Genomic DNA, 18,649 nt, shown 5'->3' on the forward strand with positions numbered 1-18,649 from the left:
TTGAACTTCGCTTGCTAAGGAGACGCTTAGCAAGCGAACAAAAAGAATAAAGGATAGAACATGGCAGATATTAAACTTTCCAATGTAGTGAAGCGCTATGGTGATGCAACCGTTATTCACGGTGTGGATCTTGATATCAAAAAAGGCGAATTCGTTGTTTTTGTCGGTCCATCTGGCTGTGGTAAATCAACGCTACTACGTCTAATTGCTGGTCTAGAAGAGATCACCGATGGTGTTTTAGAAATTGATAACAAAGTGGTGAACCATGTTGACCCGGCTGAGCGTGGAATTGCGATGGTATTCCAATCGTACGCGCTATATCCGCATTTAACGGTTGAGGAGAACATGGGCTTTGGGATGAAGATGAATGGCTTCCCTAAAGACGAAATCAAAACGCGAGTAGACCGCGCAGCAAAAGCCCTACAACTTGATCATCTAATGGATCGCAAACCTAAAGATATGTCAGGTGGTCAGCGTCAGCGTGTGGCGATTGGGCGTGCGATTGTTCGTGATCCCAAAGTATTCTTGTTTGATGAGCCTTTATCCAACCTCGATGCTGAGCTGCGTGTAGACATGCGCTTGCAAATTGCCAGTTTGCACCGTGAGCTTGATACAACGATGATCTATGTTACCCACGATCAGGTAGAGGCGATGACCCTAGCTGATAAGATTGTCGTATTACGTGATGGTCAAGTAGAGCAAGTGGGTTCTCCGCTTGAGCTCTACAACAGTCCAGCTAACGAGTTTGTGGCTGGTTTTATCGGTTCGCCAAAGATGAACATGCTACCTGCACACGTTACCAGTGTTGGTGATGATAGCATTACCATTTCATTACCAGATGAGCAGTCTATTAAGGTCAAGGTGGATACGTCTAAAGTAAAAGAAGGCGATAAGGTGAGCTTTGGTCTGCGTCCTGAGCATATTGCTTTGGATAACTCTGGTGAGCAGAAGCTTCATTTCTCAACACAAGCGGTAGAGCGCTTGGGGAACAGCACATACCTGTTTGGTATGGTAGCGGGCTTTGATAACTATCGAGTGCACGTTTCAGGTGACTTTGAAGTGGTTCGTGGTGATGAGTTGGATCTGAGTTTCAATGTAGAAGATTGCCATATCTTCTTAGATTCACTCTGTATTTCGAACATCTAACTAAAATGGGCTAGCAATCGCTAGCCCATTTTTCTATCCGCTAATTTTTATCCGCTACGTCAAGGCGAAGCGTGTCCATACTTTAGAGCGCCAGCGTCGAATCATTACGATACCGCGAACCCACTCATCCATACCAATAGCAATCCAAGCGCCTATTACGCCATAGCCCCAATGAATGCCAAGCAGATAGGCAAACAGCACCGCAATACCCCACATGCTCAAGATTCCCATTTTTACAGGGAACTTGATATCGCCAGCACCTTTGAGTGCGGCGATGAATATTAAGTTGGATACGCGTCCAGACTCGACAAATATTGATCCGCCAATAAGCAGTGCCACTAAAACAACAATTTCGCTATCTTGTGTGAACAGATCAATCAATGGATAACGGAACAGAAACAGCAGTACAACAATACCAGTCGATGCGATTAGACCCACTAAATAGTATTTTTGAACTCGGCCTAAGATGTCATCGATCCAGCCTTTACCGATAAAGTAGCTGGCCTGAATTTGTCCGGCTTGCCCAAGAGCTAATGCAAAAGCAAACGACACGCGAGTGATGTTCTGTGCGTAAGTGTAAGCGGCAAGGGAGGAGGTTCCCATCTGCACCACGAAATATACGATGGTCATTTGCGCCATGTTGTAAGAGAGAATCTCTCCGGCGTTCATGGCCCCGATCTTCATAATCTTTTTGTACAGCGCTTTAGGGATCTCGCGCCATTGGTTAAATGGCAGCTCAATGCGTTTTTTACGAACGACCCAGATCATCAATAAGGTACCGATCACTTGGCTGATAACTGTCGCAGTCGCAACGCCACTAACGCCAAAGACTGGCAACCCAAATGGTTGGTACAGCGCGACATAGTTACCGGCGATATTAATCACCCCTGCGATGAGGTTGATGACCATAGGGGAACGTGAGTAACCATGACTACGCAATATTGTAGTCAGTACTATGCCTATGGTGACATTGAACGTCATGGAGCCGCTGATGATCAGGTATTCGTAACCAAAGGCTGCGACTTGGTCTTCAAGACCAAATAGCGCGATAAAATGTTCCGCTCCTAAAAACAGTGACAGACTGAGAACGCCACCGACCACTACCGCTAACAGGATACTGGCAACACCAGTTTGTGCTGACTCGCTGAATTTAGAGGCACCGTTGTATTGAGCGATAAGTATTCCTGTACCACTGCTTACCATCATGGAAACAACAATCAAGAAGAAAGTAATTTGGGTAATAACACCAACAGCGGATACCGCTAAGTCGGAGTACCCACTGAGCATAAACACATCCGTGGTATTAAGTGCGGTTCTTAGCAAAACTTCAATAAAGATTGGCCAAGTCAACGCTACGATATTCATTCGTTTGCTGAGCGCTGAAGCATTTTCAGACATTCGATTACGCCTAATTAAATAGAGGAGCTGATTAAAGGGGCGGCAAGTGTACTCTCAAATAGAGTAAACGCAATACCACTAGTAAAGGTAGGGGATAGTTTGACATATTTCGAACCATTGTAAACGTTCTCATAGAAGATCGAAAATGCGTAAGAATTACAGCAGCAAAATTCGGTAAAAAAGGAGACCAAGATCTCGATGTTACACTATGAAACGTTCAGAGAGCTTGTTTTTACATGATGTGTTAACCATTTCAAACAAATTAAACAACTCGTTACAGATGTTGTTACGTTTGTAAATTTTTTTAACTTCCTCACATTAATTGTTCATTTTATCACTATACTCTGGGTTAAACGTTTTCACTTTGAATGCAATTTAGTCAAACAATAACGTTTTTATCCCCTACACAAACACTATAAAATTAACAAATAGGACTTGTTCAATGAAAAAGTTAACTCTTCTAGCTGCGCTATGTGCTGGTATGGGCTTCGGAACTCAAGCAGTTGCAAGCACAACAGTAGGTTTTACTATCTACAAGTACGACGATAACTTCATGTCTGTAGTTCGCCAAGCTATCGAGAAAGAAGCAGGCCAAGACAGCGATACTCGCATCCTGATGAACGATTCTCAGAACAGCCAGTCTATGCAAAATGACCAAGTTGATGTAATGCTTGCTCGTGGCGTTCAAGCGCTTGCTATCAACCTAGTTGACCCTGCAGCGGCACCAACCATCATCCAGAAAGCGAAAATGGATGACGTGCCAATTGTTTTCTATAACAAAGAACCAAGTGCTAAAGCACTAGCAAGCTATGATAAGGCTTACTATGTAGGTACTGACTCTAAAGAGTCAGGCATCATTCAAGGTGACTTAATTGCTCAGCAATGGAAAGCGAACCCATCTTGGGATAAGAACGGTGACGGCGTTCTATCTTATGTTCTTCTTAAAGGCGAACCAGGTCACCCAGATGCAGAAGCACGTACTACGTACTCTGTAAAAACTATCAATGACAACGGCATCAAGACTGAAGAGCTACACATGGATACAGGCATGTGGGATACAGCGATGGCGAAAGATAAGATGGACGCATGGTTGTCTGGCCCTAACGGTAACAAGATTGAAGTGGTTATTGCTAACAACGACGGTATGGCAATGGGCGCAGTAGAAGCTCTGAAAGGTGCGGGTGCTGATATCCCTGTGTTCGGTGTTGATGCTCTAGCGGAAGCACTAGCGCTTATCAAGTCTGGTGAAATGGCGGGTACTGTACTTAACGATGCAGACTCTCAAGCAAAAGCAACATTTGAATTGGCTCGTAACCTAGCAAATGGTAAAGCGGCAACTGAAGGCACTCAGTGGGAACTGAACAACAAAGTTGTACGTGTTCCTTATGTTGGCGTTGATAAGTCAACTCTAGAATAATCTCGCAAATAAGGGAGAAGTGATAACTTCTCCCTTAATCCCTACCAAGCATATCGATACCAATCATTAAAATTATTGGTATGGGATTGTTTTGTCTGATTTCTACCTAATACCAGATAATTAATAAGTGATGCCATGGAAAATCAACAGCATGAATTTCTGTTAGAAATGACAGGGGTGAGTAAGTCTTTCCCAGGGGTTAAGGCATTAGACAAGGTAAATCTTAAAGTTCGACCACACTCTATTCATGCGTTAATGGGTGAGAATGGGGCGGGTAAGTCGACGTTACTAAAATGCCTATTCGGAATATACGAAAAAGATGAAGGCGATATTGTTTTCCTAGGAAAGCATGTCGATTTTCAATCATCAAAAGAAGCATTGGAATCTGGGGTTTCAATGGTTCACCAAGAATTGAACCAGGTACTTCAATGTACCGTTATGGATAATATTTGGCTTGGCCGCTATCCAAAGAAAGGCCTCTTTGTCGATCACGACAAAATGTATCAAGATACCAAAGAGATCTTTAAAGAACTCGACATCAATATCGATCCTAAAGTGAAAGTGAATACCTTATCGGTATCACAAATGCAGATGTTGGAAATCGCTAAAGCGTTCTCTTACGATGCAAAAATCGTGATCATGGACGAGCCAACCTCCTCTCTGACTGAGAAAGAGGTAAACCACCTGTTTACCATCATCAAGAAATTGAAAGATAAAGGGTGTGGCGTTGTTTATATCTCACACAAAATGGAAGAGATCTTTGCCATTTGTGATGACATCACCATTCTCCGTGATGGTCAATGGGTCGATACGCGCCCTCTTGAAGGTCTCACTATGGACTCTATTATCGCCATGATGGTAGGTCGTGAACTGACGCAGCGTTTCCCAGAAAAAAGTAATGTACCTAAAGAAACGATTCTTGAGGTCAAAAATCTCACCGCACTTAACCAACCTTCTATTCAAGATGTTTCATTTGAACTTAAAGCCGGCGAAATCCTAGGGGTTGCAGGTTTGGTGGGTTCAAAACGAACTGACATCGTAGAAACCATTTTTGGTGTTCGAGAGCGCAGCGAAGGCACCATTTTGCTTAACGGCAAAGATATGCGAAATCGAGATGCGCATGAGGCGATCAACAATGGTTTTGCTTTGGTTACCGAAGAGCGTCGCTCGACCGGTATCTACGGCAATCTTGATATTACCTTTAACTCCTTAGTGGCGAACGTTGAGGAATACAAAACCAAGTCTGGTTTGCTAAGCAATAAGAAAATGAAAAGTGACACTCAATGGGTGATTGATTCAATGAGCGTGAAGACGCCGGGTCATGAAACGGCGATTGGATCACTGTCTGGTGGTAACCAACAAAAGGTCATCATTGGTCGCTGGTTGTTAACGCAACCTGAAATTCTCATGCTTGATGAACCAACTCGTGGTATCGACGTTGGTGCGAAGTTCGAAATCTATCAACTTATTTTAGAGTTAGCGAAGAAGAACAAAGGCATCATCATTATCTCTTCAGAAATGCCGGAACTATTGGGTATCACCGACCGAATTCTTGTGATGAGTAATGGTCGTGCTGCTGGTGTCGTCGAGACGAAGAATACTACTCAGAATGAAATTTTAGAGCTGGCCTCTCGTTACCTCTAGGAAAAATATTATGGACTCAGTAAAAACATTTGCACTAAAGCACCTCAAAGAAGGGGCTATTTATGCGGTTCTTTTTATCTTGTTAGCGGTAATCGTGATTCAAGAGCCGTCTTTCTTAAGTTTACGTAACTTCAGTAACATCCTGACTCAGTCCTCGGTGCGTGTCATTATCGCTCTGGGTGTGGCTGGCTTGATCGTGACTCAGGGTACTGACCTTTCTGCGGGCCGTCAGGTTGGTTTAGCAGCGGTGGTCTCCGCGACGTTACTGCAATCCGTTGATAACGTAAACAAGGTTTTCCCAAGCATTGGTGAAGTGCCAATTGTTGCGGTTATCCTTGTTGTTTGTGCTATCGGTGCAATTATCGGTTTAGTGAACGGTATCATCGTTGCTTATCTTAAAGTAACACCGTTTATCGCTACTCTAGGTACGATGATCATCGTTTATGGTATTAACTCTCTTTACTACGACTCTGTAGGTGCATCACCGATTGCAGGTTTCGATGAGCGCTTTTCTGTGTTCACGCAAGGTTTTATACGGATGGGAGATTTTAGGTTCTCCTACATAACCTTCTACGCCATTATCGCCATCATCTTTATGTGGATTCTATGGAACAAGACGGTCTTTGGTAAAAACATCTTTGCAGTGGGTGGTAACCCGGAAGCTGCGAAAGTATCGGGCGTTAACGTACCAATGACGCTGTTAAAAGTGTACGCGTTGTCTGGTGTATTCTACGCTTTCGGCGGTATGTTAGAAGCAGGCCGTATCGGTAGTGCCACCAACAACTTAGGTTTCCTCTACGAGCTTGATGCCATTGCGGCCTGTGTGGTGGGTGGTGTGTCCTTTGCAGGTGGTGTCGGTAGTATCGCCGGGGTCGTTACCGGTGTTCTTATCTTCACCGTTATCAACTATGGTATGACTTATATTGGTGTGAGTCCGTACTGGCAGTACATCATTAAAGGTTCCATCATTATCTTCGCGGTCGCACTTGACTCAATGAAGTACGCGAACAAGAAGTAACTTCCAATAGGCGTCCATTTCGGGCGCCTTTTTGTTTCCTTTTCACAGCTATTGGTTAAATTTGTGTAATCGTTTAACTTTGGTTTATGGGTTTAGGGTCCTTGACTAAAGGTGTTCATATCCACTTTTACGCTATCGGTAGCTGTTTTTTATTGAAATTTGTGTAAACGTTTACACTTTTTGCGCTTGATCACAGAACGATCTTGCTGGCTATTGTTACAATTTCCTCAGTTTGAAAATAACGAGCGTATTCGCGTAACAACTCGCTCAATAATCAGAGTTTAACGTAGGAGTGTAATGTGAAAGTACTAGTGACGGGTGGAATGGGCTATATCGGCAGTCATACCTGCGTTCAAATGCTGGAAAGTGGTATCGAGCCTATCATCATCGATAACTTGTGTAATGTGAATCAAGCCGTGCTATCACGCATTGAAGCATTAACGGGTCAAGCACCGACATTTTATCAAGGTGATATTCGCGATGAAGCACTACTTGACCGTATTTTTGAAGAAAATGAAATTCAGTCGGTGATCCATTTTGCTGGTCTCAAGGCTGTGGGTGAGTCTGTTGCCAAACCTATCGAGTACTATGACAACAATGTGAATGGCACATTAGTACTTGCACGTTCAATGAGAAAAGCAGGCGTGAAGAGTATTATCTTCAGTTCTTCTGCCACGGTCTATGGTGATCCAGAAGTAGTACCTATCACTGAAACATCTCCTGTTGGCAATACGACTAATCCGTATGGTACCAGCAAGTTTATGGTTGAGCGTTGCTTAAGCGATGTATTCACATCGGATGAAGAGTGGAGTATTACCTTACTGCGCTATTTCAACCCAGTTGGCGCACATCCGTCGGGCACTATGGGCGAGGATCCAAAAGGTATTCCGAACAACTTGATGCCATTTATTGCTCAAGTAGCTGTTGGTCGCCGTGAAAAGTTAGCGGTGTTTGGTAATGATTACCCAACACCAGACGGCACTGGCGTTCGCGATTATATTCATGTCATGGATTTAGCGGATGGTCACATCGCTGCGTTAAAAGCCGTTGGTCTTAAGTCTGGATTGCATATCTATAACCTTGGCACAGGCAAAGGCAGCAGTGTACTAGAGATGGTGGATGCTTTTGCGAAAGCTTGTGGTAAGCCAATTCCTTATGATTTGCAGCCTCGCCGTCCTGGTGATATCGCAGAGTGCTGGGCAAGTACGGCCAAGGCAGAAGCCGATTTAAACTGGAAAGCAACACGTACATTGCAAGACATGACCGCTGATTCATGGCATTGGCAGTCAAACAATCCTAATGGTTATGACAGCGAATAGACCGCCTTGTTATCCCAATTGATTTTTAGAATTTAACTATTGAGTAAGCATTATGTCGAGCATTGAATTTAACCCAGTAGATCACCCACATCGCCGTTATAACCCTCTCACAGGCCAATGGATCCTAGTATCGCCACACCGTGCTAAGCGCCCTTGGAGTGGTCAGAATGAAGAGGTCTCTCACGTTCAATTACCAACTTACGATGAGAAATGCTTTTTGTGTCCGACCAACGAGCGCATTTCTGGTGATGTAAACCCAGATTACCAAGGCACTTACGTGTTCGGTAACGACTTTGCGGCTTTGATGCCAGATTCTCCGGATGCTCCTGAATCAGACAATCCGTTGTTTAAAACCCAAGGGGTACGCGGTTTAAGTCGCGTTATCTGCTTCTCGCCAGACCACAGTAAAACGCTTCCTGAGCTTAGCCCCCAAGAGCTTCGTTGTGTCGTTGATACTTGGAATGAGCAAATTGAAGAATTGGGCAAAGAATACCTTTGGGTTCAAGCATTTGAAAACAAGGGTGAAGCAATGGGCTGCTCACAGCCGCACCCTCATGGCCAAATTTGGGCGAACAGTTTTCTTCCTAATGAAATTGAACGAAAAGATCGCTTAATGCGCGAATACTATCAGCAACAAGGCTCAAACCTGCTGGTGGACTATGTCACTGCGGAGATGCAAGACGGTGCCCGTACGGTAGTAGAAACAGAGCACTGGCTTGCAGTGGTCCCATACTGGGCGGCGTGGCCATTCGAAACTATGTTGCTCCCTAAGACACACATTCGTCGCATGAGTGAACTTAGTGAAGAACAAAAAGACGATTTAGCGGTAGCAATTAAGAAGCTGACGTCTCGTTACGACAACTTATTTGAGTGTTCATTCCCTTATTCCATGGGTTGGCACTACGCGCCATTCTTTGATGAAGGTGAGAGCACAGAGCATTGGCAGCTGCATGCTATTTTCTATCCACCATTATTGCGCTCTGCAACCATTCGTAAGTTTATGGTGGGATATGAAATGCTGGCCGAATCGCAGCGTGATTTAACCGCTGAGCAAGCAGCAGAGCGTCTAAGAGCATTGAGCGACGTTCATTACAAACAACAATAATTTAAGAATTTGATGTTGCTGCGTGCCGAACGCATTAGTTGGTACGCAAACCAACATCAGGTATTGAGAGACGAAAACATGAAAGACCTAATCCAAAACGTAGCGAACTCTTTTGAAAACGTACTGGGCTACAAGCCGACACACGTTATCCAAGCTCCTGGTCGTGTAAACCTGATTGGTGAGCATACCGACTATAATGACGGTTTTGTCCTACCGTGTGCCATTAACTATCAAACGGTAGTTGCGGCCGCTAAGCGTAACGATAATCTCGTCCGCGTTGTGTCTGTGGATTACCAGGATGCCACTGACGAATTTGATATCACTAAAGAGATTACTTTCCAACAAGACAAGATGTGGGCGAACTACATTCGCGGTGTGGTTAAGTTCTTAATGGCTCGCGGTTATCAAATTAGTGGCGCGGACATTTCTGTGTCTGGCAATGTACCGCAAGGCGCAGGTCTGAGCTCTTCTGCGGCACTAGAAGTGGTTATCGGTCAAACATTTAAAACGCTTTATAACTTAGAGATCACGCAAGCTGAAGTCGCACTTAACGGCCAGCAAGCAGAGAATGAATTTGTGGGCTGTAATTGCGGCATCATGGATCAACTTATTTCTGCTGAAGGCAAAGAAAATCACGCATTGTTGATTGACTGTCGTAGCTTAGAGACTCAAGCAGTCTCAATGCCAGAAGATATGGCGGTTGTGATTATTAACTCCAACAAAAAGCGTGGCTTAGTAGACAGTGAATACAACACTCGTCGTGAGCAATGTGAAGAAGCTGCTCGCATTTTTGGTGTGAAAGCGTTGCGTGATGTCACTATTGAGCAATTTAATGATCGTGTCTCTGAGTTGGATGAGATGGTCGCTAAACGTGCTCGTCACGTTATTACTGAAAACAATCGTACCGTTGAGGCGGCAAAAGCACTAAGTGCTGGTGATATGAAGCGTATGGGTGAGCTAATGGCACAGTCCCATGCATCGATGCGCGATGATTTTGAAATCACAGTGAAAGAGATAGACACCATTGTTGATATCGTTAAAGCGGTAATCGGCGACCAAGGTGGTGTGCGTATGACTGGCGGTGGTTTCGGTGGTTGTGTGGTTTCTCTTATCCCACCAACGCTTGTAGAAGCAGTTACGACGGCTATTGCAGAGCAATATGAAGCGGCTACAGGTTTGAAAGAGTCGATTTATGTCTGCCAAGCAAAAGATGGCGCAGGAGTTGTCTCACAATGATCACCACAAGCGAGCATTTTAGTACGATTGAAGACGCGATGACCCAATCCGCGTCATTTGATGGACTGCCTGCAAAGGTGATCCACCTTAAAAATGCATCTGGTATGACGGCTTCTTTTATGGATATCGGAGCAACGTGGCTGAGTTGCTCGCTCCCTTTGCCAAGGGAACAACGTGAAGTGTTGTTGCGTTCGCCAAATATGGTTGAGCACATGAGGCAAGGGGCTTATTTTGGTTCAGTGGTGGGGAGATACGCCAATCGAATTGATAAAGGGCAATTCGAGATAGGTGGCACGTCGTATCAAGTCACTTGTAATAATGGCGAAAACGCTTTGCATGGGGGTGTAGAGGGTTTTGATAAGCGTCGTTGGAGTATCGACTCGCACACTGAATCAACTCTTGTTATGTCATTACAGTCGGAAGATGGTGATCAAGGTTTCCCTGGTACGGCTAAGGTTCAAGTTGAATACCAGCTAACTGACGATAATGCGTTGATGATTACTTATCAGGCGTCTTGCGATAAGACAACGCCGATGAACTTGACCAATCATGCGTATTTCAACCTAGCTGGTGAATCTAGCACGGCGAAGAGCACGGATCATAAACTGCAAATGTTTGCTGATGCCTATCTACCTACTAGAGAGGATTTGATCCCTCTTGGTGAGCTAAAACCGGTAGAGGGAACCAGCTTTGACTTCACACTGCTAAAGCAAGTGGGTCGAGATTTTCTGTCGGAGCAGGACCAAATCACAGCAGGTGGTTACGATCATGCGTTTGTGTTTGACGCTAAGCTCACCGATGGCTGCGCTGTGGTGGTGACATTGGAATCCCCTGAGCAAGATGTCTTGATGGAAGTCCTGACCACCAAGCCTGCAGTACAATTCTATTCGGGTAATTTCCTTGATGGCACACCTGGCTTAAGCCGTACTTACGATAAACTTGATGGTTTAGCTCTCGAGACCCAGTTCTTCCCTGATGGGCCAAATCGCCCAGAGTGGGGGAGCAGCAATGGTGTACTTGAAGTAGGAGAAAACTACCAACATCAAACCACCTATCGTTTCAAGTTTTAGTGTATTGGTGAAGTAACTTGCCTAGTAAAAAGTGAGCAACTGCTCACTTTTTTTATGCCTTAGTGGAAGAAGCACGAACAATCAGTTCGCCTTCGACTTTTCGTATTTGCGACAGTAACGGCTGTTCTTGGATTTGTGCAAGGATATTATCTACAGCCAGCCTACCCATGTCAGCGTAAGGCAGTTCAATAGAAGAAAGTGCTGGGAAGCTCTCTGAGGCAATTTGTTGGTTGTCATAACCAACAACTGCAATGTCTTTAGGGATTTTTAATTGACGTTCAGCAATCGCTTGGTAACAGCCCATCGCCATATAATCACTACTACAAAATATAGCTTCGGGCGGAATAGCCAAATCCAGTAAACGATTTGTTTGCTCGTAAGCTTCTTTGAGGGACCAGTTGGCCTCTAAGACGTAATCCTCGTTAGGAATAATATCCGCATCAATAAGCGCTTGTCTGTAGCCATCAATACGTTGTGTCGATGCATACATCCAACTCTCTCCAGCTAACATAGCAATTCGTCTGTAGCCTTGATTCGTTAGGTGCTTGATGGCTTTATAAGCTCCGATCATATCTGCTGGTAGGATGGATGGCGTGTTTTGTTGATCGCTCATGGTGCAATTGAGTAAAACCGTCGGTAGGTGAGTTTGTACTCTTTGCGTTGAAAGCTCACGTGTCATGCTCGATGCATAAATAAGCCCCGCATAATCACCGTTATTGATCTCTGTTTCTATTTTATTGGCGAGTATTTCATCGTGATTGTAGCTAAAGGTAATCAGTAGATAGTCGTTGTTCCACGCTTCTTCTCTTGCCGTATTGACAGCGTCTATGAAAGGATCGTAACTGGTTAGCCCATTGACGACCATAGCAATTTTCTTCGACCTTCCTAATGCATGAGCGACCTTCTTGCTTTGATAGCCCAATTCTTTCGCAGTATCGAGAACTTTGCGCTTCGTTGCTTCTGAGATTTTTACCGTCTGAGAGCCATTGAGAACTAACGATACGGTAGGTTGTGATACGCCCGCTGCTGCAGCAATGTCACTCATAGTGATCTTTTTACTTTTCGTCATTCTGTCTCTGCCAATATTTTTATTAGCTATATATTAGCGAATTGCCTACTTAAATGCACCTTCGAAAGATCTTGATCACAGAATACCTTAATGATCCTCTAGTAGATGTGACGCATAACACGTATTCATTGCTTTTATCTTTAATTGAAATAATTAATAAATATATTAGCTAATATTATTAGTTGGGTTATTAATCTTATTAATTCAAGGTGAGTAAGATGCAAAGATGGTCTGAAGAGAAAGCGTGGCAATGGCAAGAAACTCATGGTTGGTTGCGTGGCTTTAATTATTTACCTCGTACGGCTGTGAACTGGACGGAAATGTGGCAGGCAAACACTTTTGACCCTGAGATCATGGAGCAAGAACTCGAGTGGGCGGCAAGCGTGGGGTATAACACGCTGAGGACCAATCTGCCGTTTATTGTGTGGCAAGTCGATCGTGAAGGTTTACATCAAAGGATTGACCGTTTCCTTGATATTTGTGAGCGAAACAAAATCAAAGTAATGATGACTCCAATGGATGACTGCGGTTTCTCTGGTGACCATCCATATCTTGGAGAGCAGAAGTTACCTGTACCAGAGCTTCACAATAGTCAAGCAGCAGCAAGTCCAGGCCGTAATGTTGTTATGGACAAGTCTCAATGGGGAGAGGTTGAAGCGTATATTCGTGACATTATCTCAACTTACAATACCGATGAACGCATCGTTATTTGGGATCTATATAACGAGCCAACTAACCGAATGATTTTTACCACCTCCGGTGAGCTTGCTTTCGATGAAGAGATGGAGCGTTATAGTCATGAATTGATGGAAAAAGCATTCCAGTGGGCGCGTGAAGAACAACCCGTACAACCTTTGACGGTAGGTGCTTGGCACGCTCCGAGTATTCTTGACCTATCTTTGCCTCTCTATGAGCACCCAACAGATCGGAAAGCGATGGAGCTATCTGACATCATCACTTTCCACGCCTATTTGCCTCTTGAACAGTTCAAACAAGCTGTCGAAATCGTTAAACAACATAACCGACCAATGATGTGTACCGAATGGTTAGCGCGTCACGCTGACTCACATCTTCTTGAACAGCTGCCAGTGTTTCAGGCGGAACAAATCGGTTGCTATCAATGGGGGCTAGTTAAGGGCAAAACACAAACACACTTACCATGGCCTGAGATTAAGCGTAGCGATGAGAACTACGCCCAACGTTGGTTTCATGATCTGCTTAATGATGACGGCACACCTTATGACCCCAACGAAGTTCACCTAATTCAATCGCTAGCAACATTGGACTGAGGCTAGTGTTCGCCAGTGGCTTAAAGAAGCAACTGGCTTTACTATAATAATTCTGGATGAGTACACATTATGACTACCCTACAAAACAAACTCTCGAATAAGGAACTGATGTCCTATTTTGGATATGGCGTAGGCCAATGCTTTAGCTTTGGTCTCGTGGGTTCCTTTATCCTCTACTTTTATACTGATATTTTGGGCATTTCTCCCATCGCGGCGAGTACCATATTTCTAATTGCTCGAGTGTGGGATGCGGTGAATGACCCTATCATCGCCGGATACATGGATACCTTAGAGTCTCGTTTTGGTAAATTCAGACCTTATATGTTGTTTACGCCAATACTTATCGTATTGGTGACTATTGCGTCGTTCTACAATATAGATGCCGATACATCTACAAAAGTAATGTACGCCGGTATCACCTATATTCTTTGGGGCACGCTATACACTATTTCGGATGTTCCATTTTGGTCGATGTCTTCTGTTATGACAGATGAACCACAAGAGCGTGCAAAAGCGGCAACATGCGCAATGCTAGGTGTTAATGCGGGTATTGGTGCAACACTGGTGCTATTTCCTAAACTGAGCGCTTACTTTGCTGACGGCCGCGCGGACCAAGGCTATTTACCTGCAGTTATTGTCCTGATGGTGGCAGGTTTGCTGTTCATGTGGAATGGCTTCTATAACACCAAGGAACGAATTTCTACGGCGAGTGAGAAGGTTACACTTAAACAGACATTCCAAGCAGTGCGCAAGAATAAACCGTTGTTTTTTATTCTTGCTGCGTTCTTTATGAATGTGTTCTTTAACTTAGTTAATGGTCTGTATATTTTCTTCTTCACTTACAACATGGGTGATGCTGGACTAGTCTCACTGATCGGTACGATTACTTTAGTCAGTGCGATTGCCTGCTTAGCGACGCCAGTGTTAACGAAGCGCTTTAAGAAACGTGACATTTTTATCACGCTGTGTGTATTAGAAATTATGGCACGTGTTGGTTTCTACATGACCGGTTACGATAACCCGACGGTTGTGATGTCATGGTTAGCCGTGATTACCGCTATCTTTATGATGACTAACCCCCTGATTTCAGCAATGATCGCTGACACCGTAGAGTATTCGTACTATCACAGTGGTAAGCGTACAGCGGCAATTACTTTCTCTGGTCAAACGTTTACTGGCAAATTATCTGTAGCGGTTGCTGGTGGGTTAACAGGCCTTATTTTAGCTTCGATAGGGTATGTACCTAATGCAGAGCAGACTGAGACAGCGCTTGATGGCATGTTCTTCTGTATTGCGTTATTGCCTGCACTAGGGGCGCTGATTCGAATCTTTATTATGTCGAAATACACGTTTACGGAAGATCAACATGCGATTCTTCGTGAAAAATTACAGCGTGGTGAGTTTGCTGAAGGCGTTAATGTTGAAACGGTTAAAGCACAGCAAGTAACAAACTAACGGATTGATAAACAAAAAACACGGCAAAAGCCGTGTTTTTTGTTTTTGTGATTGAGACCAAACTAGTTCTTACGTCCTACAGATGCTCGCTGTACTAATGTTGGTGAGTAAATCATTGGATCGGTTTCAACCGATTCACTTTTTGATAATGCCAAAGCGATTTGCGCTGCTTTTTCCGCCATCATTTGAATTGGGTAGCGGATCGTGGTGAGTTTTGGGTGAAGGTATTTGGCAATCAAACCATCATCAAAGCCGATAATGGACATTTGATTTGGCAAGGCATATTGGTTTTCTTCAAGCACTGATAGAGAGCCCGCTGCCATATTATCGTTGTACGCCACCACAGCAGTAATTGGGAGTGATTTGGTTAGTAGGTTGGTCATGGCGATTTCGCCGCCATCACTGTCTGGAGAGCCGTATTCAATATAGCTGGCGGACAGCTTTATGTTATTGGCTTTAAGGGCATCTCGATAGCCTTCTAGTCGCTGGTCTACGTCTTCGATATTGTGTGAAGATGCTACACAAGCAATGTTGGTATGTCCGTTACGAATGAGATGCTCGGTCGCGATATAGGCTCCTTTATAGTTATCTAGCGAGATACAACGGCCAGGGAGTTGGGGAATGTCGCGATTAATGTAGACCAAGCCTTTTACTTCTTCAGCGTATTGAATGAGTTCTTCATCAGACAAGGCTTTGGAATGTATAACTAAGGCATCACAGCGGCTGTTGATGAGCAGTTCAATTGCTTTACGCTCTTCTTCAGCATCGTGATAGCCATTGCCCACTAAGATATGTTTTCCATGTTGGTGTGCAACTTTGTCTACGGCTTTCACCATGGTGCCAAAGAATGGGTCAGACACATCACTTACCAAAACACCTACAGTATTGGTACTTTGACTGACTAAAGCTCTAGCGTTTGCATTTGGGCGGTAGCCTAACTTTTTCATTGCGCTGGTGACGGACTCTATTGATGCCGCGCTTGCTTTTGGGGACTTGTTGATTACCCGGGAAACCGTTGCTACTGAAACGCCAGCTTCCTTTGCTACGTCTTTAATCGTTGCCATTTGAAACCTCTCATTCGATATGACTTTATTAGACTCCTATCGTGTAAATATCGCAATGTAAGTTTCACAAAGTTAGACATTTTGTGATGTGTAACGCCTTGTAGATATTGAACTTGATGCCGATGTAAACGTTTCGCACTTTGAGGGGTTTATATATCGTTCTAGAACAAAAAAAGCCCCGAGTCGGGGCTTTAAAGATAGGCGCAGGGGGCACCTCTAGGAGCTCGGATTATGCAACAGCCATTTCTGCTTTTGCTGCACGCATTTTTTTCAAGCTGATACAAACTAGTGCGGTCACAACCGTACCTGCTGCCATACAAACTAGAGCAAGTAGAGGTTTGTTCATTGCGCCAAGTAGAGCCACAACTGGACCACCGTGTGCCACGCTGTTAGTGATACCGAATGAGAACGCCATAACTGCCGCAACCATTGAACCAACGACGTTTGCAGGAATTACTGACATTGGGTCTTGTGCAGCAAATGGGATAGCACCTTCGGAGATACCAACTAGACCCATTGCACCTGCAGCTTTACCAGCTTCAAGTTCAGACTCTTCGAACAGGTTGAACTTACGGCCTAGCACAGTCGCTAGTCCCATACCGAGTGGCGCAACTGGGATAGCACATGCCATCGCACCCATGAATTGAGTTTGACCACTTGCAATCATGCCAACAGAGAATAGGAACGCTACTTTGTTGAATGGACCACCCATATCAAAGCCAGCCATGCCACCCAGTACGATACCGAGAAGAATAACGCTACCTGTACTCATGCTGATAAGCATCGCATTCAAGCTGTCCATAAGGCTTGCAATTGGCGCGCCGATTACGAAGATGAACAGTGCTGAGATGAAGAGAGAGCCAGTAATAGGTGCAATCATAATCGGTACAAGTGGTTGAATAAACTTGTGATAGTTACGAGTGACAACCCATTTGACGAAGTAACCGACAAGTAGACCAGCAACGATAGCGCCGATAAAGCCTGTACCTGCCTCAGCACCATAGAATGAACCGTTGTTTGCAATCCAGCCACCAATCAAGCCAGGGGCAAGTCCAGGGCGGTCGGCAATAGCGTAAGCAATATAACCGGATAGAACAGGAATCATTAGAGTGAACGCGACGACACCGACATCAAGTACTTTCTGCCACATGCTGCCTTCAGGGATAGCCATGCCAGCTTCGCTAGGTTGACCACCCACCGCAAGAGCCAAAGCAATCAAGAGACCACCAGTTACAACAAACGGGATCATGTGTGATACGCCGTTCATCAAGTAACGGTATAAGTCAGAACGCTTCGAAGAATTGTCTTCCGATTTGGCTGCTTTGGCATCAGCAACAAATTCAGGCGCCTCAAGCGCTTGGTTGATAACAGCTTTTGCATCGCTGATAGGGGCTTTAACGCCAGTTTCGATCAGCTTTTTACCCGCGAAGCGATTCATATCCACTTGCTTGTCTGATGCGACGATGATGGCATCAGCGCGAGCAATTTCATCAGCACTTGGTGAATTTTTCACGCCGATTGAGCCATTAGTTTCTACCTTGATTTGATAACCAAGCTCGGCTGCGCCTTTTTCTAATGCTTCTGCTGCAAGGTAAGTATGTGCGACGCCCGTTGGGCAGCCTGTTACGCCGATAAGAAAGCCTTTGTTTGCTTCCAGCTGATTAGCTGGTGCTTCAGATTTAGCCAGCAGCAACTCTAACGCTTGCTGCTCCGTTTCTGCCTTTAGGAAATTCTCAATAAAACCATCTTCAATTAGTTTGGAAGATAATTCAGCAAGCACTTCAATATGATGATCAGAGCCGCCATCTGGAGAGGCGATCATGAAAAAGAGTTTTGATGGTTGACCATCTTCAGCGCCGTAGTCGATCCCAGATTGGCTAACACCAATCGCAACGGCTGGTTCAACAACCGCCTTACTTTTCGCGTGCGGTAGCGCAACACCATCTTCAAATCCGGTATTGCCAATTTCTTCACGAGCATAGATATCGGTTAGGAATTGTGCTTTATCGCTAATTCTGCCTTGAGCATGGAGCAACTGCGCCATTTCTGCGAATACTTCGTCCTTGCTCGTTGCTTTTAGATTTAGGCAGATCAGTTTTTCATTAATGAGATCCGTAATCATAATGATTGTCCTATTGACCATTGTAGGTGGAGGTTGGACTACACGATTTCTCATTTACAACATATTGGCATCCCAAGTAGTGGGGTGACCGATTCGCTGAGAAGTGATGTAGTCATTCGATAGGGTAATTATCGGTGGCTTTGGCAAGAAATTTTAGAGCACCATAAAGGCTTTTACTGGATTATTGTACCTATGGAATTTTAATGTGAACTGGCTCAATATTTTATATAACCCATTTATGGTAAGTAAACTGTATTAAACTTTTTATTTATCAAGTGCTTATTTATTTGTTTCGAG

14 protein-coding genes are annotated in these 18,649 nt (G+C 44.4%); 10 read left to right on the forward strand and 4 right to left on the reverse strand.

All coding sequences use genetic code 11. The annotated features are described in order from the left end of the window. Window positions 1-60: 60 nt before the first annotated feature. The gene (ugpC, locus tag MMA19_RS14690) at window positions 61-1,146 is read left to right on the forward strand and encodes a sn-glycerol-3-phosphate ABC transporter ATP-binding protein UgpC (protein WP_006071937.1); all 1,086 of its coding nucleotides are present in this window, start codon (window positions 61-63) and stop codon (window positions 1,144-1,146) included. 54 nt (window positions 1,147-1,200) lie between these two features. Here the strand turns inward: ugpC and MMA19_RS14695 are convergent, their stop codons facing one another. After that, entirely contained in the window at window positions 1,201-2,544 is a 1,344-nt protein-coding gene (locus MMA19_RS14695; protein ID WP_240206532.1) for an MATE family efflux transporter, read from the reverse strand. Window positions 2,545-2,986: 442 nt separating this feature from the next. Between MMA19_RS14695 and mglB the strand changes: the two genes are divergently transcribed. The 7 genes from mglB (at window position 2,987) to galM (ending at window position 11,353) form a co-directional block, all read left to right on the forward strand. After that, a complete protein-coding gene (gene mglB / locus MMA19_RS14700) occupies window positions 2,987-3,961 on the forward strand; it encodes a galactose/glucose ABC transporter substrate-binding protein MglB (protein ID WP_006071934.1) in 975 nt (324 codons plus the stop codon). A gap of 135 nt (window positions 3,962-4,096) precedes the next feature. Next, on the forward strand, window positions 4,097-5,605 hold the full coding sequence (gene mglA, locus MMA19_RS14705) for a galactose/methyl galactoside ABC transporter ATP-binding protein MglA (RefSeq protein ID WP_240206533.1): 1,509 nt from the start codon (window positions 4,097-4,099) through the stop codon (window positions 5,603-5,605). Window positions 5,606-5,615: 10 nt separating this feature from the next. Beyond that, on the forward strand, window positions 5,616-6,623 hold the full coding sequence (gene mglC / locus MMA19_RS14710; RefSeq protein ID WP_006071930.1) for a galactose/methyl galactoside ABC transporter permease MglC: 1,008 nt from the start codon (window positions 5,616-5,618) through the stop codon (window positions 6,621-6,623). Between the two features lie 299 nt (window positions 6,624-6,922). After that, complete coding sequence (galE, locus tag MMA19_RS14715) at window positions 6,923-7,942, forward strand: UDP-glucose 4-epimerase GalE (protein WP_240206534.1); 1,020 nt, start codon at window positions 6,923-6,925, stop codon at window positions 7,940-7,942. Window positions 7,943-7,994: 52 nt separating this feature from the next. Further along, window positions 7,995-9,047: a galactose-1-phosphate uridylyltransferase gene (gene galT / locus MMA19_RS14720; protein WP_038225459.1), complete on the forward strand. Its 1,053-nt coding sequence runs from the start codon at window positions 7,995-7,997 to the stop codon at window positions 9,045-9,047. Between the two features lie 78 nt (window positions 9,048-9,125). Continuing rightward, a complete protein-coding gene (gene galK, locus MMA19_RS14725) occupies window positions 9,126-10,283 on the forward strand; it encodes a galactokinase (protein WP_240206535.1) in 1,158 nt (385 codons plus the stop codon). Beyond that, window positions 10,280-11,353 carry a galactose-1-epimerase gene (galM, locus tag MMA19_RS14730; protein ID WP_240206536.1) on the forward strand — a complete coding sequence of 358 codons (1,074 nt, stop codon included), beginning with the start codon at window positions 10,280-10,282 and terminating at the stop codon, window positions 11,351-11,353. The genes galK and galM overlap by 4 nt, the downstream gene beginning before the upstream one ends. 52 nt (window positions 11,354-11,405) lie before the next feature. On the opposite strand, the gene MMA19_RS14735 is transcribed toward galM, so the two are convergent. Continuing rightward, the gene (locus MMA19_RS14735; protein ID WP_006071920.1) at window positions 11,406-12,422 is read right to left on the reverse strand and encodes a LacI family DNA-binding transcriptional regulator; all 1,017 of its coding nucleotides are present in this window, start codon (window positions 12,420-12,422) and stop codon (window positions 11,406-11,408) included. Window positions 12,423-12,640: 218 nt separating this feature from the next. Between MMA19_RS14735 and MMA19_RS14740 the strand changes: the two genes are divergently transcribed. Beyond that, window positions 12,641-13,711 carry a cellulase family glycosylhydrolase gene (locus MMA19_RS14740; RefSeq protein ID WP_240206537.1) on the forward strand — a complete coding sequence of 357 codons (1,071 nt, stop codon included), beginning with the start codon at window positions 12,641-12,643 and terminating at the stop codon, window positions 13,709-13,711. Between the two features lie 69 nt (window positions 13,712-13,780). After that, window positions 13,781-15,166, forward strand: coding sequence for an MFS transporter (locus MMA19_RS14745; RefSeq protein ID WP_240206538.1), 1,386 nt, complete (start codon window positions 13,781-13,783; stop codon window positions 15,164-15,166). A 62-nt stretch (window positions 15,167-15,228) separates the two neighbouring features. Here MMA19_RS14745 and MMA19_RS14750 read toward each other — a convergent pair whose 3' ends face one another. Beyond that, window positions 15,229-16,230 carry a substrate-binding domain-containing protein gene (locus tag MMA19_RS14750; RefSeq protein WP_096991816.1) on the reverse strand — a complete coding sequence of 334 codons (1,002 nt, stop codon included), beginning with the start codon at window positions 16,228-16,230 and terminating at the stop codon, window positions 15,229-15,231. A gap of 229 nt (window positions 16,231-16,459) precedes the next feature. Next, window positions 16,460-18,352, reverse strand: a complete 1,893-nt coding sequence (locus MMA19_RS14755; RefSeq protein ID WP_038225452.1) for a fructose-specific PTS transporter subunit EIIC — start codon at window positions 18,350-18,352, stop codon at window positions 16,460-16,462. Between the last annotated feature and the right edge of the window lie 297 nt (window positions 18,353-18,649).

It is taken from the genome of Vibrio sp. CyArs1, from assembly GCF_022432925.1.
Lineage (GTDB): Bacteria > Pseudomonadota > Gammaproteobacteria > Enterobacterales > Vibrionaceae > Vibrio > Vibrio mediterranei.